This window comes from Halorubrum sp. F4 (assembly GCF_027257195.1).
Lineage (GTDB): Archaea > Halobacteriota > Halobacteria > Halobacteriales > Haloferacaceae > Halorubrum.
The window spans coordinates 626,118-650,633 of sequence record NZ_JAPDFS010000001.1 but is presented as its reverse complement, the minus strand read 5'-3'; the positions used below and the strand labels follow the sequence as shown (position 1 = coordinate 650,633).

General features: G+C 69.0%; 20 protein-coding genes and 2 tRNA genes. 12 read left to right on the top strand and 10 right to left on the bottom strand.

Annotated features, from left to right (window positions below; all coding sequences use genetic code 11):
* The first annotated feature begins 116 nt into the window (after nucleotides 1–116).
* Nucleotides 117–1,304 carry a chorismate synthase gene (aroC, locus tag OKW78_RS03305; RefSeq protein ID WP_281193879.1) on the top strand — a complete coding sequence of 396 codons (1,188 nt, stop codon included), beginning with the start codon at nucleotides 117–119 and terminating at the stop codon, nucleotides 1,302–1,304.
* Nucleotides 1,305–1,508: 204 nt separating this feature from the next.
* On the opposite strand, the gene OKW78_RS03300 is transcribed toward aroC, so the two are convergent.
* On the bottom strand, nucleotides 1,509–2,366 hold the full coding sequence (locus OKW78_RS03300; RefSeq protein ID WP_281193878.1) for a ZIP family metal transporter: 858 nt from the start codon (nucleotides 2,364–2,366) through the stop codon (nucleotides 1,509–1,511).
* A gap of 252 nt (nucleotides 2,367–2,618) precedes the next feature.
* Between OKW78_RS03300 and gyrB the strand changes: the two genes are divergently transcribed.
* The 3 genes from gyrB (at nucleotide 2,619) to OKW78_RS03285 (ending at nucleotide 9,145) form a co-directional block, all read left to right on the top strand.
* Nucleotides 2,619–4,535, top strand: coding sequence for a DNA topoisomerase (ATP-hydrolyzing) subunit B (gene gyrB, locus OKW78_RS03295; RefSeq protein ID WP_281193877.1), 1,917 nt, complete (start codon nucleotides 2,619–2,621; stop codon nucleotides 4,533–4,535).
* Nucleotides 4,532–7,021, top strand: a complete 2,490-nt coding sequence (gyrA, locus tag OKW78_RS03290; RefSeq protein WP_281193876.1) for a DNA gyrase subunit A — start codon at nucleotides 4,532–4,534, stop codon at nucleotides 7,019–7,021. Before gyrB ends, gyrA begins: the two co-directional genes overlap by 4 nt.
* 84 nt (nucleotides 7,022–7,105) lie before the next feature.
* Nucleotides 7,106–9,145 (top strand): AMP-binding protein, encoded by a 2,040-nt coding sequence (locus tag OKW78_RS03285; RefSeq protein ID WP_281193875.1) that lies wholly within the window; start codon nucleotides 7,106–7,108, stop codon nucleotides 9,143–9,145.
* A gap of 45 nt (nucleotides 9,146–9,190) precedes the next feature.
* Here the strand turns inward: OKW78_RS03285 and OKW78_RS03280 are convergent, their stop codons facing one another.
* The gene (locus OKW78_RS03280; protein WP_281193874.1) at nucleotides 9,191–9,661 is read right to left on the bottom strand and encodes a redoxin domain-containing protein; all 471 of its coding nucleotides are present in this window, start codon (nucleotides 9,659–9,661) and stop codon (nucleotides 9,191–9,193) included.
* A gap of 110 nt (nucleotides 9,662–9,771) precedes the next feature.
* Between OKW78_RS03280 and OKW78_RS03275 the strand changes: the two genes are divergently transcribed.
* From OKW78_RS03275 to OKW78_RS03265, 3 genes are all read left to right on the top strand, one after another.
* Nucleotides 9,772–10,941 carry an LEA type 2 family protein gene (locus OKW78_RS03275; protein ID WP_281193873.1) on the top strand — a complete coding sequence of 390 codons (1,170 nt, stop codon included), beginning with the start codon at nucleotides 9,772–9,774 and terminating at the stop codon, nucleotides 10,939–10,941.
* 133 nt (nucleotides 10,942–11,074) lie between these two features.
* Complete coding sequence (locus OKW78_RS03270) at nucleotides 11,075–11,350, top strand: twin-arginine translocase TatA/TatE family subunit (RefSeq protein WP_281193872.1); 276 nt, start codon at nucleotides 11,075–11,077, stop codon at nucleotides 11,348–11,350.
* A 57-nt stretch (nucleotides 11,351–11,407) separates the two neighbouring features.
* A tRNA-Arg gene (locus OKW78_RS03265) sits at nucleotides 11,408–11,480 on the top strand.
* Between the two features lie 271 nt (nucleotides 11,481–11,751).
* Here OKW78_RS03265 and OKW78_RS03260 read toward each other — a convergent pair.
* The gene (locus OKW78_RS03260) at nucleotides 11,752–13,182 is read right to left on the bottom strand and encodes a DEAD/DEAH box helicase family protein (protein ID WP_281193871.1); all 1,431 of its coding nucleotides are present in this window, start codon (nucleotides 13,180–13,182) and stop codon (nucleotides 11,752–11,754) included.
* 50 nt (nucleotides 13,183–13,232) lie between these two features.
* On the opposite strand from OKW78_RS03260, the gene OKW78_RS03255 reads away from it, so the two are divergent.
* Both OKW78_RS03255 and OKW78_RS03250 read left to right on the top strand, forming a co-directional pair.
* Nucleotides 13,233–14,177: an alpha/beta hydrolase gene (locus OKW78_RS03255; RefSeq protein ID WP_281193870.1), complete on the top strand. Its 945-nt coding sequence runs from the start codon at nucleotides 13,233–13,235 to the stop codon at nucleotides 14,175–14,177.
* 42 nt (nucleotides 14,178–14,219) lie between these two features.
* Nucleotides 14,220–14,573, top strand: coding sequence for a hypothetical protein (locus tag OKW78_RS03250; RefSeq protein ID WP_281193869.1), 354 nt, complete (start codon nucleotides 14,220–14,222; stop codon nucleotides 14,571–14,573).
* A gap of 34 nt (nucleotides 14,574–14,607) precedes the next feature.
* On the opposite strand, the gene mvaD is transcribed toward OKW78_RS03250, so the two are convergent.
* A complete protein-coding gene (mvaD, locus tag OKW78_RS03245) occupies nucleotides 14,608–15,606 on the bottom strand; it encodes a phosphomevalonate decarboxylase MvaD (RefSeq protein ID WP_281193868.1) in 999 nt (332 codons plus the stop codon).
* A gap of 125 nt (nucleotides 15,607–15,731) precedes the next feature.
* On the opposite strand from mvaD, the gene OKW78_RS03240 reads away from it, so the two are divergent.
* Nucleotides 15,732–16,064, top strand: coding sequence for a 2Fe-2S iron-sulfur cluster-binding protein (locus OKW78_RS03240; RefSeq protein WP_281193867.1), 333 nt, complete (start codon nucleotides 15,732–15,734; stop codon nucleotides 16,062–16,064).
* Between the two features lie 302 nt (nucleotides 16,065–16,366).
* Here the strand turns inward: OKW78_RS03240 and OKW78_RS03235 are convergent, their stop codons facing one another.
* Nucleotides 16,367–17,155 (bottom strand): thermonuclease family protein, encoded by a 789-nt coding sequence (locus OKW78_RS03235; protein ID WP_281193866.1) that lies wholly within the window; start codon nucleotides 17,153–17,155, stop codon nucleotides 16,367–16,369.
* Nucleotides 17,156–17,226: 71 nt separating this feature from the next.
* A tRNA-Thr gene (locus OKW78_RS03230) sits at nucleotides 17,227–17,299 on the bottom strand.
* Between the two features lie 706 nt (nucleotides 17,300–18,005).
* On the opposite strand from OKW78_RS03230, the gene OKW78_RS03225 reads away from it, so the two are divergent.
* Complete coding sequence (locus OKW78_RS03225) at nucleotides 18,006–18,419, top strand: EamA family transporter (protein WP_281193865.1); 414 nt, start codon at nucleotides 18,006–18,008, stop codon at nucleotides 18,417–18,419.
* Nucleotides 18,420–18,461: 42 nt separating this feature from the next.
* Here OKW78_RS03225 and OKW78_RS03220 read toward each other — a convergent pair whose 3' ends face one another.
* The 3 genes from OKW78_RS03220 to btuC are packed head-to-tail and all read right to left on the bottom strand — an operon-like array spanning nucleotide 18,462 to nucleotide 21,933.
* Nucleotides 18,462–19,451 (bottom strand): class I SAM-dependent methyltransferase family protein, encoded by a 990-nt coding sequence (locus OKW78_RS03220; protein ID WP_281193864.1) that lies wholly within the window; start codon nucleotides 19,449–19,451, stop codon nucleotides 18,462–18,464.
* 56 nt (nucleotides 19,452–19,507) lie between these two features.
* Nucleotides 19,508–20,794: an ATP-binding cassette domain-containing protein gene (locus tag OKW78_RS03215; protein WP_281193863.1), complete on the bottom strand. Its 1,287-nt coding sequence runs from the start codon at nucleotides 20,792–20,794 to the stop codon at nucleotides 19,508–19,510.
* Nucleotides 20,791–21,933, bottom strand: coding sequence for a vitamin B12 ABC transporter permease BtuC (gene btuC, locus OKW78_RS03210; protein WP_281193862.1), 1,143 nt, complete (start codon nucleotides 21,931–21,933; stop codon nucleotides 20,791–20,793). The genes OKW78_RS03215 and btuC overlap by 4 nt, the downstream gene beginning before the upstream one ends.
* A 62-nt stretch (nucleotides 21,934–21,995) precedes the next feature.
* Here btuC and OKW78_RS03205 point away from each other — a divergent pair, with 62 nt between their 5' ends.
* Entirely contained in the window at nucleotides 21,996–23,066 is a 1,071-nt protein-coding gene (locus OKW78_RS03205; protein ID WP_281193861.1) for a PGF-CTERM-anchored ABC transporter substrate-binding protein, read from the top strand.
* A gap of 40 nt (nucleotides 23,067–23,106) precedes the next feature.
* On the opposite strand, the gene OKW78_RS03200 is transcribed toward OKW78_RS03205, so the two are convergent.
* Nucleotides 23,107–24,303: a pyridoxal-phosphate dependent enzyme gene (locus OKW78_RS03200; protein WP_281193860.1), complete on the bottom strand. Its 1,197-nt coding sequence runs from the start codon at nucleotides 24,301–24,303 to the stop codon at nucleotides 23,107–23,109.
* Nucleotides 24,304–24,516 lie beyond the last annotated feature (213 nt).

The following is a 24,516-nucleotide window of genomic DNA, read 5'->3' as shown; positions in this document are numbered from 1 at the left end:
TCCAGAGGCGCGATCGATAAACCGGCGTCGGTTCGACGGAGTCAGTTCGACCGGGTCGGTCGTCCGACGCGTTCGCGGATTGCAACCCCTATATGCCCCCGGGTTCACGAACGAGTATGAACGGGAACCGGTTCGGTCGCCTCTTTCAGGTGACCACCTACGGCGAGAGCCACGGCGACGCGATGGGCGTGACCGTCTCCGGCGTACCCGCGGGGGTCGAGCTGGACGAGGGCGCGATCCAGGCGCAGCTCGACCGACGCAAGCCGGGTCAGTCGATGATCACCACCTCGCGGGGCGAGCCCGACGAGGTCGTCGTCAACTCCGGCGTCCAGGACGGTTACACCACCGGCACGCCGATCGGGATGACCATCCAGAACAAGGACGCGCGCTCGGGCAAGTACGAGCCGTACGTCACCGCGCCGCGACCATCACACGGCGATTACACCTACTCCGCGAAGTTCGGCACGCGCAACTGGGGCGGCGGCGGGCGATCCTCCGCGCGGGAGACCGTGAACTGGGTCGCCGCCGGCGCGGTCGCGGAACAGGTGCTCGACGCCTCCGACTACGGCGTGGAGATCAAAGCCCACGTCAACCGCATCGGCGACGTCGAGGCCGACGACGTGGGCTTCGAGCAGATCCTGGAGCACAGCGAGGAGAACGACGTGCGGTGTGCCGACCCCGAGGCGGCCGCGGAGATGCAGGAGCTGATCGAACGGTACCAGGAGGAGGGCGACTCCATCGGCGGCTCCATCTACTTCGAGTGCCGGGGCGTCCCGCGCGGGCTGGGCGCGCCACGATTCGACGGCTTTCCCTCGCGGCTCGGGCAAGCGATGTTCTCCATCCCCGCGACCACCGCCGTCGAGTTCGGTCTCGGGAAGGGCGCGGTCGACGTCGCCGGCAGCGACCGCAACGAGGACTGGACGTTCGACGACGGCGAGTCGTTCGATCACGTCGAGAGCGACGAGGGTGACCCGGTTCCCGTGGGCAACGACCACGGCGGGCTCCAGGGCGGGATCACGACCGGCGAGCCGATCTACGGCGAGGCGACGTGGCACGCGCCCACCTCGATCCCCAAGAAACAGCGCTCCGCGGACTGGGAGACGGGCGAGGAGAAGGAGATACAGGTCGTCGGACGGCACGATCCCGTCCTCCCGCCGCGTGCGGTCCCCGTCGTGGAGGCGATGCTGTACTGTACGGTCCTCGACTTCATGCTGCTCGCCGGCCGGATCAACCCCGACCGCGTCGACGCGAGTCCCGGCCAGTATGACACCGAGTACCACCCGAGCAGCCCGCGGAACGAGTAGCGAGTCGGGATCGAGACGGGAGTCGGGACCGGAACGATGTCCGTTCCGGCGCGCGTGACGCGAGGACGACCGCCGGGAGTCCTCGCCGCGCGCGAGGGAGCGACGACCGCGCCGCCGCGCGGATCCGGCGGCGCGGTCGGTGCGAGGCTGGGGAGGGGTGAGGTGTTGGAGAGGGGTGAGGTGCGGACGTGGCGGTCGTACCTGTTACACCACTACGACGGCGTCGACGACGACCAACAGGACGAAGCCGACGAGGAAGGCCGCGGTCGCGGCGTCGGAGTGACCGTGACCGTGCGAGGAGGGGATCATCTCGCGGAAGACGACCGCGAGCATCGCGCCCGCGGCGAACCCGGCGGCGACGGGGAAGAGCCCGGTCGACAGCGAGACGAGCGAGAAGCCGACCGTCGCGGCGAGCACCTGCGGTATCGTCCCCGAGAGCGCCGTGTACGCCAGCACGCGGAGGTTCCCCATCCCGGTGTCGGCCATCGGGATCGCGAACGCGAAGCCGTCGGGGACGTTCTGGAGCCCGATCACGACAGCCAGCACCAGCGCGACCTCCTCGAGCCCGGAGGCGAACGCCACGCCGATGGCGAGTCCCTCCGGCGCGTTGTGGAGGGTGATCGCGCCGCCGACGAGCAGCGCCCGGCGGAGCGCGGCATCGAGGACCGCGGCCCTCCCGTCGTCCCCGCCCGAGTCGTCGGAGCCGTCGGCTCCCGCCGTCTCCTCCCTTGCCATTCCCGCGGCGTCCGCACGGGTCGCGCCACCCTCCGCGCGCCACCCGCGATAGCGAGCGTGGAGGTGCGGGATGAGCCGGTTTCCCGCGAGCAGTCCGATCCCGCCCACGAGGAGGCCGAAGAGCACCGCCTCGAGGCTTCCCTCCTCGGTTCCGGGGAGGATCAGCCCGAACACGCTGGCGGCGACCATCAACCCCGCGGCCAGACCGAGGGCGGCGTCGTACGTCCGGTGGCTCACGCGGCCCCGGACGAACACCGGAAGCGCCCCGAGGCCGGTCACGAGTCCGGTCGCGCCGGCGATGCCGATCACGGTCGGCAGCGTCGTCATGGAAGGGTCTACCGACGAAGGTGAGATAAAACCGCCACCTCGGCCTCGATTCCAGCGCGACCGGCGTCGAACGCTCTCGCGACGCTCGAGACGGGACGTTCGAGACGGAACGTCCTCACGACGCGAACGGTCTCACGACGGCACCCCATCGTCTCACGACGGCATCGCTCGGGACTTCATCGACTCCTTCGCTCACGCCCGCGCGCGTGCGCCGGGTTTATAACCCATCACGGACTATCCACGTCAAGTTCTATGCCAGAGGAGACCGAATACGGAGCCGGCCAGATACAGGTCCTCGAGGGGCTTCAGGCCGTCCGCAAGCGTCCGGCGATGTACATCGGGTCCACGGACGGACGCGGGCTCCACCATCTCGTCTACGAGGTCGTCGACAACGCCATCGACGAGGCGCTCGCGGGGTACTGCGAGGAGATCGACGTCACGATCCACGAGGACGACTCCGTGAGCGTCCGTGACGACGGACGTGGGATCCCCGTCGACACCCACGAGAAGTACGACCGGCCGGCGCTGGAGGTCATCATGACCGTCCTCCACGCGGGCGGGAAGTTCGACTCGAAGTCCTATCAGGTGTCGGGCGGTCTCCACGGCGTCGGCGTCAGCGTCGTCAACGCGCTCTCCGAGCGCCTGGAGGTCGAGGTGAAACGCGACGGCGGCGTCTACCGCCACGAGTTCGAACGGGGCGAACCCGCCCCGGACGGGTTCGAGCGCGTCCGCGATCTCGACCCCGACGAGGGGACCGGGACGCACATCCGCTTTTGGCCCGACGACGACGTCTTCGAGACGACCGGCTTCGAGTTCTCGACGCTCTCCAGTCGGCTCCGCGAACTCGCCTTCCTCAACTCCGGCGTGGCGATCACGCTCTCGGACGACCGCGACGGGACCCGCGAGACGTTCCGGTACGACGGCGGGATCCGCGAGTTCGTCGGCTACCTCAACGAGACGCGCACGCCGATCCACGACGACGTGATCTACTTCGAGGACGAGGAGGACGGCATCCACGTCGAGGTCGCGATGCAGGCGACCGAGGAGCTTCAGGGCTCCGTCCACGCGTTCGCGAACAACATCAACACCCGCGAGGGCGGCACCCACCTCACGGGATTCAAGACGGCGCTCACCCGCGTCGTCAACGACTACGCGAACGAACACGGCCTCGTCGACGACCTCGACGCCAACCTCAAGGGCGAGGACGTCCGCGAGGGGCTCACCGCCGTCATCTCGATCAAACACCCCGACCCGCAGTTCGAGGGACAGACGAAGACGAAACTCGGCAACAGCGAGGTCCGCGGCGTCGTCGAGTCCGCGACCCACGGGAAGCTCGGCACGTTCCTCGAGGAGAACCCCGACACCGCCCGGAAGATCGTCCACAAGGCCGCGGAGGCCGCCCGGGCCCGAAAGGCCGCGAAGAAGGCCGAGGAGCTGACGCGTCGGAAGTCGGCGCTCGAGTCGACGGCCCTGCCCGGCAAGCTCGCGGACTGTCAGACCCGGGACCCGACCGAGGCGGAGCTGTTCGTGGTGGAGGGCGACAGCGCCGGCGGAAGCGCCAAACAGGGCCGGAACCGCGAGAACCAGGCGATCCTCCCGCTCAAGGGGAAGATCCTCAACGTCGAGAAACACCGGCTCGACCGCATCCTCGAGAACGACGAGATCCGCGCGCTGATCACCGCAATCGGCGCTGGGATCGGCGAGGAGTTCGATCTCGAGGACGTCCGATACAACAAGATAATTCTCATGACGGACGCGGACGTCGACGGAGCCCACATCCGGACCCTCCTTCTCACCCTGCTCTACCGACACATGAAGCCGCTCTTGGAGGCGGGTTACGTCTACGCGGCGCAACCCCCGCTGTACCGGGTCCGGTACCGCGGCGAGACGTACGACGCGATGACGGAGGCCGAACGCGACCGTATCGTCGAGGAGGAGTGCGACGGGAACCCGACGCAGGTCCAGCGGTTCAAGGGGCTCGGCGAGATGAACCCCGAGCAGCTGTGGGACACGACGATGGACCCGGAGAACCGCCGACTCAAGCGCATCACGATCGACGACGCGGCCGCCGCCGACCGGATGTTCAACGTGTTGATGGGTGACGCGGTCGAACCGCGCAAGCAGTTCATCAAGGAGCACGCGACCGAGGCGGAGTGGGTGGACATATGAGCTCGGACGTCCCCGACGTCGACCCGAACGACGTCCGCGCCGCACAGGTGACGAACGCGCGCATCGAGGACGAGATGGAGCAGTCGTACATCGACTACGCGATGTCGGTCATCGCGGGTCGCGCGCTCCCCGACGTTCGCGACGGGCTCAAACCCGTCCATCGGCGTATCCTCTACGCGATGCACGAGGCGGGCGTGACGAGCAACTCCGCACACCGCAAGTCCTCCTCCATCGTCGGAGAGACGATGGGTGATTACCATCCGCACGGCGACAGCGCCATCTACGACACGCTCGCGCGGATGGCCCAGGACTTCTCGATGCGGTATCCCCTCGTCGACGGCCAGGGGAACTTCGGTTCAGTCGACGGCGACCCGCCCGCGGCGATGCGGTACACGGAGGCGCGGATGGCGCCCATCGCCGAGGAGCTGCTCGCCGACATCGAGCGCGACACGGTCGATTTCACGTCCAACTACGACGACCGCCTCGAGGAGCCGTCGGTGTTGCCCTCGGCGGTGCCGCATCTGCTCGTCAACGGCTCGTCGGGCATCGCCGTCGGGATGTCGACGAACGTCCCGCCGCACAACCTCGGCGAGGTGGTGGACGCGACCGTCGAACTGATCGAGAACCCTCACGCCACCGTCGAGGACCTGATGGAACACGTGAAGGGGCCCGACTTTCCGACCGGCGCGAACATCGTCGGACGCAACGCGGTCCACAAGGCGTACAAGACGGGTCGCGGTCGGATCCGAGTCCGCGCCGAGTTCGAGGTCGACGAGGAGGAGGGCCGGATCGTGATCACGGAGCTCCCCTTCCAGCAGAACAAGTCCCGGCTCGTCGAGCGGATCGCGGAGGACGTCAACGAGGGGGCCATCGAGGGGATCCGCGACCTCCGCGACGAGTCCGACCGCGACGGGATCCGCGTCGTCGTCGAGCTCAAACGCGACGCGATGGCGGAGGTCGTGAAGAACCAGCTGCTGGAGAGCCACCTCGAACGGACCTTCGGCGTGATCAACCTCGCGTTGGTCGACGGCTCGCCGCAGGTGCTCGACCTGAAGGAGACGCTCGAACACTACGTCGAGCACCGCCGCGACGTGGTCCGCCGACGGTCGAACCACGAACTCGCAGAGCGGGAGGACCGCGCGCACATCCTCGAGGGACGGTTGAAGGCGCTCGAGAACGTCGACGACGTGGTCGAGACGATCCAGAACTCCGACGACCGTGACGCCGCGAGGACGGCGCTGGAGGCGAACTTCGAGTTCACGGAGCCGCAGGCCGAACACATCGTTCGGATGCAGCTCGGGTCGCTCACCTCCCTGGAGACGCAGGAGATCGAATCGGAGTACGAGGAGGTCACGACCCGGATCGAACGGCTGGAGACGATCCTCGACGACCCCGACGAGCTCGATTCGGTCATCGTCGAGGAGCTGGAGGAGATGAAGGCGGAGTACGGCGACGAACGCCGGACGAGCTTCATCGAGGACACGGGGTCGGTCACCCACGAGGACCTGATCCCCGAAGCGGAGTGTATCGTCGTCATGAGCGAGGACGACTACATCAAGCGGATGCCGCTCGAGACCTTCCGGGCACAGAACCGGGGCGGCAAGGGGATCATCGGGGCGGACCTCAAGGAGGGCGACCGGGTCTCCTCGGTGTTCGCGGCCAACTCCCACGACTACCTGCTCGTGTTCACCAATCACGGACAGATCTACCGGCTGAAGACCTACGAGATCCCGGAGATGTCCCGGACCGCCCGCGGGAAGTCCGCCGTGAACCTGCTCGACCTCGACGACGGCGAGGAGATCGAGGCGGTCGTGAACACGGACGACCTCGACGACGACGAGTTCCTCACGATGGTCACCCGGGACGGGTACATCAAACGAACCGCCGTCGACGAGTTCGACAACATCCGGTCGACCGGGATCCGGGCGATCCGCCTGGAGGACGGCGACGAACTCGTCGACGTCGAGGTGACGGACGGCGGAACCCACATCGTCATCGGGAGCCGCGACGGGATGGCGATCCGGTTCGACGAGGACGACGTCAGAGCCATGGGTCGGACGGCCCGCGGCGTGATCGGGATCGACCTCCGGGAGGGCGACCGTGTCGCCGGCGTGGCCGCGGTCGACGCCGACTACCACAACTGGGTGTTGACGGTGACCGAGAACGGCTACGGGAAACGGTCGGACCTCTCGGAGTATCGGCCGCAGTCCCGAAACGGGATGGGGCTCGTCGACATCAAGACCGGCGACCGCAACGGCGAGGTCGTCGCCATCGAGGCGGTGACCCACGGGGACCACCTGATCGCGATGAGCGCGGACGGACAGATCATGCGGACTCGCGTCGAGGAGATCTCGACGGTGAGCCGGAACACGATGGGCGTCATCGTGATGGACCTCGAACCCGACGACGAGGTCGCCTCGGTGGACGTCGTCTCCGAGACGGCGTACGCCGAGAGCGGCGAGAGCGGCGAGGACGGCGACGAATAGAGCTGCCGGGTGAACCCACCCTTTCGCATCGAGACGGGGGGTCAGGAAAGTTACTTACAGTCTCCCCGGAAACGGTCGACCGAGATGGACGAGTACGAGGGGATATCCGAGGTAGCCCACGAGCCCGATCCCGAGTTCGCGGAGTCGACGAACGTCGCCGCGTTCATGCGGGAGTACGGGATCGACGACTACGAGGAACTGATCGCGCGGACGACCTCGAACGTCGCGGGCGAACCCGAGTCCGGCGTCGACTGGTTCTGGGACGAGATCGTCGACTACCTCGACATCGACTTCTACGCCGACTACGACGCGGTCCGGGACGGCTCGGACGGTCCGCAGTTCACCGACTGGTACCCCGGCGGCGAGATCAACGTCGCCCACAACGTCGTCGACCGCCACGCCGCCGTCGACTCGCCGAACCGAAACCGCGTCGCGCTGATCTGGGAGGGGGAACCCGGCGACGTTCGGGAGGTCACCTTCCACGAGCTTCACCGCGAGACCAACCGCGTCGCCAACTACCTCGAGTCCGTCGGGATCGAGACCGGCGACACGGTCGGGCTGTACATGCCGATGGTTCCGGAGGTCGTGTCGATCCTCTACGGCTGTCTGAAGGTCGGCGCGATCGCCGTGCCGATCTTCTCGGGGTTCGGCCGGGAGGCGACCGCGACGCGGATCGACGACGCCGAGCCGAGCGTGCTCTTCACCGGCGACGGGTTCTATCGTCGCGGGAAAGAGATCCGGTTGAAGGCGACCGCGGACGCCGCGATCGACGACGCCGGGCACGTCGACCACACCGTCGTGTACGACCGGCTCGGCGCGACGCCGGACGGCAACGAAAACGGTGGGGACGATGACTCGAGTGACGTCGATCCGGTCCCGTGGGACGACGACCGCGACGTGACGTGGCGCGAGGCGGTCGGATCACGGTTGTCGACGTACGACACCAAACGTCTCCCGAGCGACCGGGAGTCGTTGCTGCTCTACTCCTCGGGGACGACCGGGACGCCGAAGGGGATCGTCCACACCCACGCCGGCGTTCTCATGCAGTGTGCCAAGGAGATCCACTTCGGCTTCGATCAGAAGCCCGCCGACCGGTTCTTCTGGGTCTCCGACATCGGCTGGATGATGGGGCCGTGGACGCTGATCGGCAACCACGCCTTCGGCGGGACGGTGGTGATGTACGAGGGCGCGCCGGACCATCCCGATCCCGACCGGTTCTGGGAGCTGATCGATCGCCACGGGGTCACCCAGTTCGGCATCTCGCCGACGGCGATCCGGGCGCTCCGCAAGCACGGCGACGAGTGGGTCGAGGGCCACGACCTCTCCTCGCTCCGGATCCTGGGCTCCACCGGCGAGCCGTGGGACCCCGAGTCGTGGACCTGGTTCTACGAGACCGTCGGGGATGGCCAGTGTCCGATCATCAACATCTCCGGGGGGACGGAGATCTGCGGCTGTTTCCTGATGCCGATGCCGAACCAGCCGCTGAAGCCGTGTACTCTCGGCGGGCCGGGGTTGGGGATGGCCGTCGACATCGTCGACGAGGCGGGCGAATCGATCACGGAGACCGGCGAGCGCGGCTATCTCGTCGCGCGCGACTCGTGTCCCTCGATGACCAAGAGCCTCTGGTCGGGTGACGAGCGCTATCTGGAGGAGTACTGGTCGACGTGGCCCGACCTCTGGGACCACGGCGACTTCGCCCAGAAGGACGAGGACGGCTTCTGGTTCCTCCACGGCCGTGCCGACGACGCGCTCAACGTCGCCGGCCGGAAGGTCGGCCCCGCCGAGATAGAGGGGGTTCTCATCGACCACGACGCCGTCAACCAGGCCGCCGCGGTCGGCGTTCCGGACGAGACGACGGGGACCGCCGTCGTCGCCTACGTCGTGCTCGAGCCGGGGGTCGACCCGAGCGAGGAGCTCCGCGAGGGGCTCCGAGAGCTGGTCGGCGAGGAACACGGCAAGCCGTTCCGTCCGCGCGAGCTGCTGTTCGTCGACGCCTTCCCCAAGACCCAGTCGGGGAAGATCATCCGGCGGGCGATCGAGTCCGTCTACCGGGACGAGGACCCCGGCGACCTCTCCTCGATGGAGAACCCGGAGGCGCTCGAGGACCTGCGCGACCCGGCCTGAGGGCTGGTTCCTCGAGCGAGGCGGGTCCCGTCACTCGCCGTCACTTCACGCCGCCGCCTCCGTCACCGCCTCGTCGAGCGCGTCGTAGTCCGGCTCCCGGCCCGAATCCTCCGCGAGCCAGCGGTAGGTCACGGTCCCGTCCGCGTCGATCACGAAGACGGCGCGCCGTGCGACGGTCTCGACGCCGTAGTGCTCGAAGTCCTCGATGACGTCGTAGGCCTCGATCGCGTGGTGGTCCGGGTCGCCGACGAGTCCGAACGGGAGGTCGTACTGGGCGCGATACGCCGCGAGCGCGTGCGGGAGGTCGGTGCTCACCCCGAGGAGGGTACAGTCGTCGCGGTCGAATCCGTCCCGAAGCGCCTCCATCTCGTCGGTACACGTGTTCGAGAACGCGGCCGGGAAGAAGGCGAGCACCACGGGCTCGTCGCCGAGGTGGTCCGAGAGCCGGAAGGGTCCCATGTCGTCCGTCACGATCGAAGCGGTGAAATCGGGTGCGTCGTCGCCTACGTCGACCATACGAACGCGTCGTAGGCCGGGCGTATCACGGTTTCGACCGTCCACGCCACGTTCTACCCCCCGAGGTGATCGAACGACACGCCTATGTGAACCGAACGAAACAGCCGGACATGGCCATCGGAAGCGTCGTCTCGGGCGTCCTCGGAGGAAAGCTCCGGATCGCCCTGGTCGGGTTGCTCGTCGTCGGGGCGGCCGTGGGCGGGGCGTTCGCCCTCGGGATACTCGGCGTCCCGAGCGTCGCCGCGATCGACAACACGTTCGGCGACGTGACGAACGAGACGACGACGATCGAGACCGACCTGGTCGTCTCGAACCCCAATCCCGTCGGGGCGACCTTCGACGACGTCGCTGTGAACTACACGGTGTCGATGAACGGGATCGAGATGGCGCGCGGCGACCGCGAGGGGGTCGGGATCGCCGCCGGCAACTCGACGATCGAACTCGAGACGGCGATGCGAAACGACGCGATCCCGCCGTGGTGGACGAGCCACGTCCGGAACGGGGAACGGACGGAGCTCGTCGTCGATGCGACGGTCACCTCCGGGCGGCTCGGCCGGAGCGTCGACTTCAGCCGGAGCCACGAGATCGAGACCGACCTCATCGGCGCGTTCGAGTCCTCCGAGACGCGTCCGGTGAACGCGAGCAGCGCCCTCGTGGACGATCCGGTCCTCTACGTCAACGAGACCCGCGGTGGATGGGGAACGGTCAGCGAGACGGAGACGCCGATCGAGATGGAGTTCGACGTGTACAATCCCAATCCCGAGCCGTACGTGGTCAGCCGGATCGGGTACGACATCACGATGAACGGCGTCGAGATGGGCAGCGGCGAGACGGACTCCGAGACGGTCATCCCGTCGTACGGCTCCGAGACCGTACCGATCACGACGGTTCTCGAAAACGAACGACTCGACGATTGGTGGGTGACCCACCTCGACGAGGCGACGAACGGCCACCAGCGGAGCGAGCTCCGGATCGAGTTCTACGCGGTGATCGAGTTCCCGACCGGCGACCAAGTGACCGTCCCGCTCGACGAGTTGACCTACGAGGAGACCGTCGAGACCGACCTCTTCGACGAGGGTGACGACGTTCGCGACGGGTCGGTCTCCGGAGACGACGACGCGGACGGCGATGGAGACGGGAGCGGGACCGACGGAAGCGGGACCGATGGGGACGACGATGACACGAGCGGAACGGAGGACGACTCCAATACCGACGACGATTCCGGCACCGACGACGGGAACGGGAGCGACGACGGTGACGACGGGATCGTACCGTTGTAGTCCTCCGTGGAAGGCCGTTCGCCGGGCGAGGAGAATCGGAAAACCATCGAGTCGGGACGGTCACGCGGCGCTACGTTGCCGACTGACTCGTCCAAAAAGACTATAATCGCCACAGGGCTACCCACGTATAGAAATGGTAAACGCGATTCCACTGATCGGCGGCATTCCGGCGGGCCCGGAGCTCCTCATCATCCTACTCGTGTTGGTTCTCTTGTTCGGCGCGAACAAGATCCCGAAGCTCGCCCGATCGACGGGACAGGCGATGGGCGAGTTCAAGAAGGGCCGTGAGGAGGTCGAGGACGAACTGAAACAGATGCAGGAGGGCGATACGGACACGGACGCCGACGCGACGGCGGAGGCGGCTGACGACGACGAGGAGCTCGAAACCGAGAAGGAATCGAGCGCGTAACCGTCGGCGACGCCTCCAGAGATCCCCGCTCGATCATCCGTTTTTCCTCCCCGCCTCGGGCACGTGGCCTAGTGGACAGGGCGAGGGGTTCCTAACTCCTCGATCGCGGGTTCGAATCCCGCCGTGCCCGTTCCTTACTCCGATCGGTCACGGGCACGGCTGGTCCCCGCTCACTCGCGCTCGCGAGGATCCCGCCGTGCCCGTCACCTACGAGCAACGCGAACAGTGACGACACGGGGATTCGAACCCTATCAGCCGCGCGCAGTGAGCGGAGCGAGCGAGCACGTCTGATTTCGGTTCGAATCCCGCCGTGCCCGTTCCTCACTCCGATCGGTCACGGGCACGGCTGGCCCCCGCTCACTCGCGCTCGCGAGGATCCCGCCGTGCACTCGTCTATTCGCTCACCGACGACGACTCGCGACCCGCTCCTCCGCCGTCTCCTCCGAGACGACCTCGTAGAGTATGGCACGACCGCCGTCCTCCTTCGGTCGGAGGACTCGCCCGAGCCGCTGGGTGAACTCCCGCTCGCTGCCGGAGCCGGAGAGGACGACCGCGACGTTCGCGTCGGGGACGTCGACCCCCTCGTCGAGGACGTTCGCGGCGACCACTCGACCGTAGGTACCCGCACGGAACCGTTCGAGTATCTCGCGACGTTCCGCCGCACCCGTCTCCGCCGTGACCGCCGGTATCAGGAACCGCTCGGAGATCCGGTAGACGAGCTCGGTGTGTGCGGTGAAGACGATGACCCGGTCGTCGCGGTGGCGCTCGAGGAGGTCCGCGAGCCGCTCGAGTTTCCGGTCGGCGTTCATCATGACCTCGCGGGCGGCGGACTTCGCGAGCAGCGCCTCCCGCGCTCGCGGGTCGTTGCCCGAGCGCATCACCAGCTTCCGGTAGTCCTCCCCGCTCGTGAACGTGATCCCGGCCTCGCGGACGTACTCGAGGAAGGTGCCCTGCTTCTCGTCGTACCGCTCGCGCTCCTCGGGCGTCAGATCCACCTCGATCCGCCGGATGTCGTAGGGGGCGAGGTGGTCACCGGCGAGGTCGTCGACGTCGAGCGCGTAGACCCGGTCGCCGACGAGCTCTGCAACCGTCTCGTGGGCCCCGTCGGGCCGCTCGAACGTCGCGGTGAGCCCGAGTCGAGCGGGCGCGGCGAGCAGGCGGGCGACGTCCCGATACCCCTCTCCGCCGAGGTGGTGGACCTCGTCGAAGACGACGAAGCCGAACGCGTCGCCGACGTCCTCGGCTTTGAGGTACGCGGAGTCGTACGTCGACACCGTGATCGGCTCCCGGCGCTGCTCGCCGCCGCCGAACCGCCCGATCGGCACGTCGAACTCCGTCTCCAGTTCGCGTTGCCACTGCTCGAGGAGGTCGACCGTGGGGACGACGACGAGCGCCGGGACGCCGAGATCGACCATCGCGCGGATCGCGATCACGGTCTTGCCGGCCCCCGTCGGAAGCTCGAGGACGCCCCGGTCGTCGGCGTCGTGCCACGCCGCGAGCGCCTCGGCCTGATACTCCCGGAGGTCGTAGTCGGTCGAGAGCGACAGGCCGGGACCGCTCTCTCCGGCCCCGCTCTCCGCCAAGGACTCCCACGCGGGGACCCGGTCGTCGATCGAGATCCCGGCGACCTCGAGCGCCCGGCGGATCGCCGCGTAGCGGTACGCTGGGGCCCGCCCCGTTCCCGAACGGGGGTCCGTCTCGACGCCCGGTAGCGGCGGGAGCGTGGGAGCGTCGCGGTCGGCGTTGCGGTCGGCGTCGCCGTCGCTGCCGCGTCCACCGGGATCGGCGTCGACCCGGATCGTCCCGTTCTCGTACGACAGCCGGACCGTCATCGGTCGGAGTTACCGACCGACTGATAAAGGACCACCGCCTCGGACCGTCCATGCGCGCGGCCGAACTCGACCCCGAACTCGCGGCGGTCGTCGACGAACTCGAGACGCTCGGCCTCCCGGAGTGGCACGATCTCTCCGTGGAGGCCGCGAGACGCCTGGAGGACGAGGTGTTCTCCGGCGAGCCGGAGCCGGCCGTCGCGAGCGTCCGTGACGTGGCGTTCGACGGCCCGCACGGCGAGGTTCCCGTACGGGTGTATCGTCCGGAGAGCGCGGCCGATCCCGACGCGGCCGCCCGAACTCTCGTCTACTTCCACGGCGGCGGCTGGACGCTCGGGACGCTCGACTCCATCGACGGCCCGTGTCGCGAGCTGGCGACCCGGACCGACTCGGTGGTCGTCTCAGTGGACTATCGCCTCGCGCCGGAACACCCCTTCCCGGTCGCCGTCGACGAGGCGGCCGCCGCGGTCGAGTGGGTCGCGACGGTCGCCGAGCGGTTCGGCGGCGACCCGGACCGGCTCGGCGTCGCAGGCACCAGCGCTGGCGGAACGCTTGCCGCCGTCGCGGCGCTTCACGCCCGCGAGTTCGACGGCCCCGAGATCGCGGGGCAGTTCCTGTTGTACCCGATCGCCGGCCACGACTTCGAGACGGACTCCTACCGCGAGAACGCCGACGGGCCGCTCCTCACCCGCGCCGACATGGAGTGGTTCTACGAGCGGTACCTCCGGAGCCCGGTCGACGCGGCCAATCCCTTCGCGGTCCCGCTCCGCGCCGACGACCTCGGCGACCTTCCGCCGGCGACCGTCGTCACCGCCGGCTTCGACCCGCTCCGGGACGACGGGCTCGCGCTCGTCGACCGGTTCGCCGAGGAGGGGACGCCCGTCGAGGGTCGACACTACCCGGCGATGGCACACGGGTTCTGTAGCCTCACCGACCGCGTCGCGATCGCCGAGGAGGCGCTCTCGGCGGTCGCCGAGGACGTCCGGTCGCGGCTGTAGCGGTTCCGGTACCCTGAACCGTCTGGCGGAAGAGCGGCCCGTATGAGCCTCGTCGGATCTCTGATCGCGTTCCTCGTCGGCCTGCTCGTCGGTGGACTCGCGATCTTCGTCGCCGCCGGCGTCGTCACCGGTACCCGAGACTACAGTCACGCCGTGTTCACGGCGCTCGTCGGGGCGTTCGTCTGGGGACTCTCGGAACTGTTCCTCTCGTGGGTACCGGTCGTGGGCGATCTCATCCCGCTTCTCGCGTGGATCTGGGTGATCAAGGGACGGTACGGTACGTCCTGGCTCCACGCCGGGGTCATCGGCTTCGTCGCGTGGGGCGCCGCGATCGTCGTCCTCGCCGTGCTCCCGCTCGTCGGCGTCACCGACGCCGTCGGCGTCCCGTTCGTCTAGAGCGCCCGCGTCCCGCGGGGCGTCGGTGGCCCGTCTAGAACAGCGCCTCGCTCTCGTCGAGCGTGCGTGCCGGCCCGCCGACCTCCCAGACGTCGGTGTCGATCCCGATCTCGGCGATCCGTGACTCGACCTCGTCGACGTGCTCGGCGCGGGTGTTGACGTACACCGACGCGCCCGTATCGGTCGAGAAGTAGACGTCGACGCCCGACTCGCGGAGCTCGCGCACCGCGTTGAACACGGCGATCGTCTCGGGCTGCCAGTAGACCCAGCCCGCGGGGCCGGTCATCGTCGTCGCCGTCAGCGACAGCGAGTCGTGTTCGGCGGTCTCGTAGATCCGATCGAAGTCGCCCGCGCGGAGGGCGTCCCTCATCTCCACGAGCTGGTCCTGGACGTGGGCGGTCCGTGCCTGCATCATGTGGCTCGCGGCGGCCTCGCGGTGGGCCTCCTCGGTCTCCTTGTACGCCGGGACGTGTGCGGCCACGATCCGGAGGTCCGCCTCGGGATCGAAGCCGTCCTCGCCGACGCCGACGTCGAGCCGGCGGGAACGGCAGTCCGCGTCGTTGAGCCCGGCCTCGAGCAGCGAGTACGCGCCGGTCACGGCCCGGGCGGCCGACGAGGAGCCGCGGCGGGCGACCGTGGAGACCTCCGGAAGCGAGAGGTCGAGCCCCGCGGCCTCCGAAAGCGCCAGCGCGGCCGCGGCGAAACCCGAGGACGACGAGCCGAAGCCGATGTTCGACGGGAAGGAGTTCTCGCTCTCCAGGCGGACCGCGTGGTCGAACCCCGCCAGCTCGCGGACGTGGTCGACGACGGCGTCGATCCGCTCGGCCGCGCGCCCCTCGACCGGCTCGCCGCCGATGACGTAGGTGTCCCCCGCGGCGTCCGGCTCCCACTCGACCGTGGTCGTCGTCGCGGTCGGCGCGGTACAGAGGCTGATGCTGTCGTGGTACGGTAGTCGAAGCTCCGCGTCGCGCATCCCGTGATACTTGACGAGCCCCTGGATCGGGTGGGCCCGCGCGGTGACTTTCTCGGTCATTACTCGGGATGGCGGTCGGCGTCGGATTAGTCGTTGCGATGGCCGGGCGGGACGACGAGGACGGTTCGCATCCGCCGTCGTCACCGAGGGGAACCCTTTTGCTCCGTTGGCCGGAAGTCCGTTCCATGACCGAGTACACCGTCGAGTTCGTCGGCACCGACGAGACGATCGAGGTGTCCGACACGGAAACGATCCTCCAGCCGTGTCTCGAGGAGGGGATCGCCCAGGAGTACTCCTGCCGGGTCGGCATGTGTCTCGCCTGCTCCGCGAAGATACTCGAAGGGGAGGTGACCCAGCCGGCCGCCCGCGGGCTGACCGACGCGGAGGCCGAGGAGTTCGCGCTCACCTGCATGGCGCGCCCGCAGTCCGACCTGAAACTCGACCGCGGGAAGTACCCGCCGAGCATCGAGGGGGACGCGGAGTCCGGCGGATCGACCGCGGCCGCGGACGACGACTGAACCGGGCGGCCGGCCATCGGATCCGCTCCCGGCCCTCGGTCGCTTACAGGTCCCGCGATCGACCCAAGTGGAGCAGTTCCCCGCCGCAGTCACAGTGACCCGCGGTCTCCGAACGCGCACCGCATTCGAAACACTCGTACAGTTCCTCGCCTGCTTCCGTACAGTTCGGTCTCATGCTATGTGATATCATGCCGGATCGGATAGGTTCGTTCCTTATATCCATAGTATTCTTTGATCGGGTATGAGGAGTAGCGGTGGACGAACGATCGGATCTGTGGGCTCTCACGTCGTAAATGGAGGCCTCAGGGGAGCGATTCGCAGGCAACTCCGTCGCCGTCGCCGTCGAGTTCGTGTGGGTCCCCCGGGATCCCTTCCAACACGGTCTGGGCCTGCTCCCGTGTCTCGAAGTCCGAACAGTCGTAGTCGCCGTCCGGTGGCGGCGGCGGAACGTCCACGCCGTCGGTCCCGGTCGGCGTCAGGTCGGTCGCAGGCGACCCTTCGAAGTCCCACAGGCCGACGGATCCGAGGCGGGCGTCCCGTTCCAGCGCATCGAACTCGTCCCGCATCGAAAAGGAGCTATCGTACACGCGTGCGTATCCGTTCGAGAGGAGCAGTTCGTTGAAGTTCTCGCCGTCGACGTACACGTACGCGAGCAGCCGACCGAAGCCGCCCCGTCGGTCCGCCTCCCCGTCGACTTCGATTCGAACCTCCGTTCCGGCCAACTCGTCCGTCGCATAGCGCGTCGCCTCCTCTCCCCACTCGTAGAGGTGATACCGGCCGGCGGTCGTGTTCGGGACTCCCTCGAACTCCTCGGACGTGACGGCGTCCAGCGACGTTTCCGGGGTGTCGACGCCCAACAGCCGAACCGTGTCGGTCTCCCCGTTCGGGAACTCGACTTCGACCGTGTCGCCGTCGATCACTCGAACGACGGTTAAGGTCCACTCGGTCCCCGAATCGGGTCCACGGGGATCGGTGACGGAGCCGTCCGGAGCCGACGGCGAGGGCTGCGGCTCGTCGACGATCGTGCCACCACACCCTGCGAGAGCCACGAGCAGCAACACGACGAGGGTCGTGAGTTGTCGATTCCACATGTAGTACAACCCCCGGAGCACTGACGATCGTTCGTACTTCCCCAGGGAACGGGATGAGACCGGACGAAGGAAGCCGGAGGAGGGATTTGAACCCTCGACCTATTCCTTACGAAGGAATCGCTCTGCCAGCTGAGCTACTCCGGCGCGCATCCGTTCATACCCCGATGACGAAAATAAGGGTTCCGAAACGGAGTCGGCGACGGGACCGCCGACCGCCCGAACCGACCGTGATCACGTTCCTGAGTAGTGTTTCGGATACGGACAGATATTCGGAACTTAGGTGTCCGATCGTTCCATAATATCCCGATTTCTAATATCTGTATAAGGGAAAAGCATAAATATTCGATTGAACATCCATCGGATGCCGAAAGACACCGTGCGCCTCTCGGCGGCGGGAATCGGTCCCGCGACGGTATCCGCCCGATCGGAGCCCGTATCGGGCGGAGACGACCGCGCCGGCGACGACGTGGAGAATCCGCCACGGCATCCCCCACGACCGCGCCGGCAGTCGGTCATCGGCTGTCAGCAACGACCGCGGCCGACGTGTGATCCACGTCCCCGAGACGCCAAGCGCGAGGTCGCCTCTGGCCCCGACTCCACGGCCGCGGACTCTCGTCACGTCACGGGCCATGGTCGTCCGCCCCGACCGTCCCTCGGGGTTGACGACGTTTCTCACGCGGATCCGGTGATCGTCGAGCACGAGCGACCGGATCGCGACCGTTTTTCACGACGCCGGCACCAGACGACGTATGCGTCTCACGCCACCGGCCATGCCGGCGACAACCGAGAATCGTACGCGAGCGAGGTACTCGCCCGTCCGAAGCGAGGACACGGGGGATGGCGACCGTCGATGAACCAGGTCGTCGTCCTCGCGCTCGTGGGCGCGATCGCGTGGGGGTTCTGGGCGCTCTTCGCCGACGTGGCGACCCGAACGATGGCCCCGGAGGTGGCGATGATCGTCTCCTACTCGGTCGCCATCGCGGTCGCCGGCGTGTACGTCTGGCATCGGGGGACGAGCCTCCTCGGGAACGACCCGACCGCGCTCTGGTTCGCGGGACTCGCCGGGGTCGCCTCCGGCGTCGGCGCGGTCGCCTACTACGCGGCGCTCCAGATCGGCTCGGCGGGGATCGCGACGACGATCACGGCGATGTACTTCGTCGTCGCCGCCGCGCTCGGCTTTCTCGTCTTCGGCGACGTGCCCGAGCTCAGCGACCTGGCGGGGATCGCCGCGGCGATCGTCGCGGTCGCGCTGATCGCGTACTGATCGTCACGTCGGGTCGTGGGACGCCATCGACCCGGATCGCCCTCACGCCCGGGTCAGCCGGACGTCGAGACAGACGTTGTACTCGTGGGGCGCGTACGACCGGACGACGCGTTCGGTCTCGACCGCGACGTCGTAGTCGTCGCCGGCGGCGTCGCGGATCGCCCGTTCTCCGGGACCGAACGGGTCGTCCTCGTGTTGGATGTCGTAGTAGTGGATCACGCACTCCTCGGCCGCGAGCGACGCCGCGGTATCGAGGAACTCGTCGGCCGAGTGCGGGAGGTTCATCACGAGCCGGTCGGCCCTGCCCGCGTGGGCGTCCGCCGTCTCCCGGACGTCGCCGGCGACCGCGGTCACCCGGTCCGCGACCCCGTTCCGCTCCGCGTTCTCCTCGAGGTACGCGATCGCCGCCTCGTTGAGGTCGCAGGCGACCACGTCCGCGCCGCGGGCCGCCATCGGGACCGCGTACGGACCGACCCCGGCGAACATGTCGACGACGGACTCGTCGGGCTCCACCTGCTCGATCACGCGGTGGCGCTCGGTCGCGAGCCGCGGGGAGAAGTACACCTCGGCGACGTCGAGCGCGAACTCGTGGCCGTACTCGCGGTGGACCGTCTCGGTGCCGTTCCCCGCGAGCACCTCCCACCGGCGGACCCGTAGTTCACCCTCGATCGGCGAGGCGCGGTTGAGCACGGTCGCACACGGGAGGTCGGAGGCCATCACGGCGTCGGCGATCTCGCGGGCGCGGTCGTCGTCGTCCTCGTCGAGGATGACGATGTCGCCGAGTCGTTCGAGCGACGGCTCGTAGCCGAGCAGGTCGGCGGGCGGCCGCGGCCGTTCCCGCTCGGCCGCGTCGCGCTCGACGAGCCGGTCGGAGAACTCGACCGGAACCGCGGAGGGGTCGGTGACCGGGATGTAGATGGTCCCGCCCTCGACGGCGATCCGGTGGTCGCCGTCGAGGAGGTCGGCGTCGGCGAGTCGCTCGCGGACGGTCTCGCCGTGCTCGCGCTCGACGGCGACGCAGGGGACGCTCATTGCCGGAGGGAAGGGATCGGTCGGATAAAGCGTGACGCTTCGTGGGTCGCGGACGGCTATCTCGATCCGGTCGGTTCCGCCTCGATCGGCCTCGTCGAGGTCCCCGCCACCGCCTCGAGCAGGTCGTCCTCGCCGACGTCGGTGGGGACCTCGACGACGCGCTCCGCGGCGGAGGCGACCCCGCTCACGTCGTATTCGGGCCCGTGGGAGCCGGGCTTGTGGGAGCCGGACCCGTGGGAGCCGCGTCCGGTTTCGCCGGAGTCACCCCCGTCGCGATCGTGGACGTCTCCCCTCCCGTCGACGACGAGGGCCACGTCCGCCTCGGCGGCCAACTCGCGCGCCGCCGCCCGCGACCCGGCGTCGACGCCCGCGAACGGCGGAACGGTCACGACGGGGGCGTCCGCGTCGGCGGCGGCGACGGCGGCGGCGTCGCCCTCGGGGACGACGCCGACGGAGACCGCGTGACCGGCGGCCGCGAGCCGCGCCACCACGCGGGCCGCGTCCGGACCCGTGCCGACGACGTGGAGTCGGCGCGGGTCGACGTCCGACCGCGAGAAAGCCGTGATCGCTGGCGTCCCGGTCGCTGGATTCCGACCGACGAACGGCTCCGCGCCGAACGCCTCGCGGACCGCTCCGGCGTCGAGCACCTCCGCGGGCGGGCCGGCGGCGTGAACTCCCCCGTCGGCGAGGACGACGACCCGGTCGCAGTACCGGGCCGCCATGTCGAGGTCGTGGATCGCCGCGATCGCGGCACGGCCGTCGTCGACGAGGTCGCGGACGAGGTCCATCGTGGTTACGGCGTGGTTCACGTCGAGGCTCGCGGTGGGCTCGTCGAGAACCAGCGCCGGCGTTTCCTGTGCCAGTGCCCGCGCGAGGAGGACCCGCTGACGCTCGCCACCGGACACCTCGGCGATCGAGCGGTCGGCGAAGCGCTCGACGCCGGCGGCCGCCATCGCCTCGTCGACGGCCGCGACGTCCTCGGGCCCGTGGCCGTCGAACCGTCCGAGGTGTGGGGTCCGGCCCATCTCGACGACGTGGCGCACCCGGAAGTCGAACGCGAGCCCGGTGTCCTGTGGAACGCTGGCCACGCGCCGGCCGACCTCGCGGGCGGACAGCCCGTCGATCGGGTCGCCGTCGAGCCGGACCCTCCCCCCGTCGGGGTCGACGGTTCCCTTGATCGCCCTGAGGACGGTCGTCTTGCCCGCGCCGTTGGGACCGACGAGCCCGACGAACGATCCCGACTCGAGGGTCACGTCGACGCCGGAGACGGCCTCGAGGTCGCCGAAAGCGACGTCGAGGTCGCGGACGGCGATCAGCGGGTCCCCCGTATCGTCGTCACTCACAGCTCGTTCACCTCGCGGCTCATCAGGAGGTAGACGAAGAAGGGCGCGCCGACGGCGGCGGTCACGACCCCGACCGGGAGCTCGGCGGCCCCCGACCGCGCCGCGGTGTCGGCGGCGACGAGGAAGGTCCCGCCGGCGAGCGCGGCGGTCGGGAGCAGGACCCGGTGGTCGGGGCCGACGAGGAGCCGGAGCATGTGCGGGACGATCAGGCCGACGAAGCCGATGACCCCCGCGAACGCGACCCCCGCGGCCGTGATCAGCGCGCTCGCGGCGAGCAGCACCCGCTTGGTGCGCTCGACCTCGATCCCGAGCCCGTGGGCCTCCTCCTCGCCGAGCAGGAGGACGTTGAGGTCTCGAGAGTACACGAGGAGCACGGCGAAGAGCGGCGGGACGACGAGCGCGGTGGCCGCGACCTCATTCCAGGAGGCTCCCGAGAGATGGCCCATCAGCCACGCGACGATCCGCCGGAGCGACTCGCCCGCCTGCAACTGGAGGTACGAGATGACCGCGCCGAGGAACGTCTGGACGGCCACCCCCGCGAGGAGGAGGGTCGCGACCGGGGTCCGACCGTGTCGCGTCGCGATGGCGTAAACGCCGAACGCCGCGACGAGCGCGCCGACGAACGCGAACAGGCTCACGCCCGCTCCGTACGAGAGGCCGAGGTCGACCGCGCCGACGAGGGGCAGCGTCAGCGTCGCCGACAGCGCGGTCGGGAAGACGATGAACGCGACCGCGCCGACGGCCGCGCCCGAGGAGACGCCGATGATCGACGGGTCCGCCATCGGGTTCCGGAAGAACCCCTGCATCACGGTGCCCGCGGCCGCGAGCGCGAACCCGACGAGTGCCGCGAGAAGGATCCGCGGAAGCCTGACGAGCAGGACGATCCGGCGGTGGACGTCGTCGACGGGAAAGGCGAACGGCGAGCGGTACGCGAGGTCGATCCCCGGGAGCGCGAGCGGTCCGACCCCCCGCGTCCCGAGTTCCACGCCCGCGGGGAGGACCGCCGCGTTCAACACGACCTTCAGGACCTCCGCGGGGGGGATCCGCACCGGCCCGATCCCGGCGCTCACGACGACGACGACCGCCAGCGCGGCGGCTAGGACGGCCGACCAGGTCGCGGCTCGACGCCGGACACGCATTCGATAGGCAACAAAACTTGTAGTAGGTAAATACTTATTGGACCAGGCGTGTCGATACACCGATGCGAGACAGCTTCGCGGTCGTGGTCGCCTTACTCGTGACGACGGCCCTCGTGGGCGGCGTCGCGGGCGGGGCAGCGGGCGCACAGCCGGCACCCGATCTAGCGGGGGCTTCGGACAGCCACCAGACGGACGGCTCCGGGGAGTGTTCGTTCCCGCTCGAGGTGACCGACGCGACGGGCGAGACGATCACGCTCGAGGAGCCGCCCGAGCGGATCACGACGACGAACCCCTCGGCCGCCCAGGTCCTGTGGGAGGTCGGTGCGGAGGACCGCGTCGTCGGCGTGACCCAGTACGCGGCGTACCTCGACGGGGCGGAGGAGAGGGCGAACGTCTCGGCGGAGGGGCTCGGCGTCAGCATCGAGCGCGTCGTCGGTACCGAACCCGATCTCGTGTTAGCCCCCAACGCCTCCGCTGACCAAGTCGAGGCCCTCCGGAACGCCGACCTCACCGTCTACCACTTCCCCGAGGCGACCGGCGTCGCCGACATCGCCGATAAGACGGAGACGATCGGCCGGCTGGTCGGCGAGTGTGACGCCGCCGCGGAGACCAACGCGGAGATGAACGACACCGTCGAGGAGGTCCGGGACCGGACCGCCGACCTCGACCGGCCGGCCGCGCTCTACCCGCTCGGGAGCGGCTACGTCGCCGCCGGGAACACCTTCATCGACGAGCTCATGACGATCGGCGGGCTCGAGAACGTCGCCGCCGCCGAGGGCGAGGGGTACCCGCAGCTCTCCGACGAGGTCGTCCTCGAGATGGATCCCGAGTTGATCCTCGTCAACGAGCCGGACTCGCCGATCATGGAGGAGAGCCCGTACGCGGACACGACCGCCGGTCGGGAGGGGAACGCGGTCGTGGTCGAGGTCCACTGGCTGAACCAGCCCGCGCCGCGCAGCGTGATGGAGACGACCACGACGATCGCGGACGCGGTCGAGGAGTACGCCGCGGAAGAGGAGAGTGAGGGCGACGAGGCGTCCGAAACCAGCGAGGGCGTCCCCGGCTTCGGCGTCGTCGCGGCGGTCCTCGCGGTCCTCGCAACGCTCGCCGCGGGCGTGGGCCGTCGGCCGTAGGCGACGCGGATCCTCTCGGAGTTCGGAGCCCTTCGCCGGCTCAGATGCCCTGTCCCATCAGGTGGCTCCGCAACACGTCGGGCGTCTTGAGTCCGGCATCGGTGTTGAGCAGGACGACCGTCTCGTCGCCCTCGAAGTAGTCCTCCTCGGCGAGTTCCCACGCACCCGCGGGTGCGGCCCCGCCGGCCACGCCCATCTCGATCACCTCGTTCTGGGCGACGGCGACCGCGCTCTCGAGGACGTCCGCGTCGTCGGCCGTCACGGCGGTTCCGCCGCTCCGCTCGACCGCCTCGACCGCGGCTCGGCCGCCGGCCGGGTCGGGGATCTCCAACTCGCCGCAGATGGTGTCGGGCGTCGACCACGGTTCCGGCTCGTCGAGCCCGCGCTCGACTGCCGCCGCGATCGGGGCACAGCCGCTCGCCTGCGTCGCGACGAGCCGGGGAACCGAACCGATCGCGTCGATCCGCGCCAGCTCGGAGAACCCCTTGTACACGCCCGCGAGCACCTCGCCGGAACCCGTCGGGACGACGACGACGTCGGGCGCGCCGCCGAGGTCTGCGACCAGCTCGAACGCGACCGTCTTGATCCCCTCGTGACGGTAGGGAGTCGCGAACTCGTTCAGGTCCGTGTACTCCGTCTCCAGCTGGTCGTCCACGGCGGCGGCCGCGTCGGGGTATCGTCCCCCCACGACCCGCATGTCGCCGCCGTGGACGTTGGTCATCGCCTTGTTCGAGAACGCACACCGCGAGGGAACGAACGCGTACGACCGCAGGTCCGCGCGGCCCGCGTACGCCGCCATCGACTGCCCGGCGTTGCCGGGGCTCGCGCACGCGAGCGGCTCGACGTCGCGATCGTCGGCGACCGCCGCGACCGCGGTCAGCGCGACCGAGAGCCCGCGGTCGAGGACGGTCCCCGTCGGGTTCCGTCCCTCGTCTTTGACGTACACGCTCGCGACGCCGAGTTCGTCGGCGAGCCGCTCGGTCGGCACGAGCGGGGTCTCACCCTCGCTTCCGGAGAGCCCGGTCGAGGCGGGAAACGGGAGGAGCGCGTCGAACCGCCAGTGGCCCGCCGGGATGCCGGTCGAAGCCGAGAACAGGTCGTCCGGATCGACCGCGTCGTAGTCGTAGATCGGGTCGACACGCCCCACGTCGTCCGGGAGGTCCGCCGGGTCGGCCGTCTCGTACACTCGACCGGACGCGCGACTCTCCAGTCCGCGGAACGTCTCCGTCGTCTCCATGCGGAACCTTGCGGCGGCCGCGACTAATCGCTTCCCACTTCGGTCGGCGCGACGCGAGAGACGAGTCCGAGTCGACGATCCATCGGTTGAGCGGTGGCGTCGCCGGCGCAGAGCGCCGGCTTCAAGCGAGAGCTTTGCTCTCGCCCTGCGCCCGGGAGCGGGCCGGAGGCCCGCGACCGGAACGCGAGGGAGTCGGTCGCCGTAGGCGGCCGA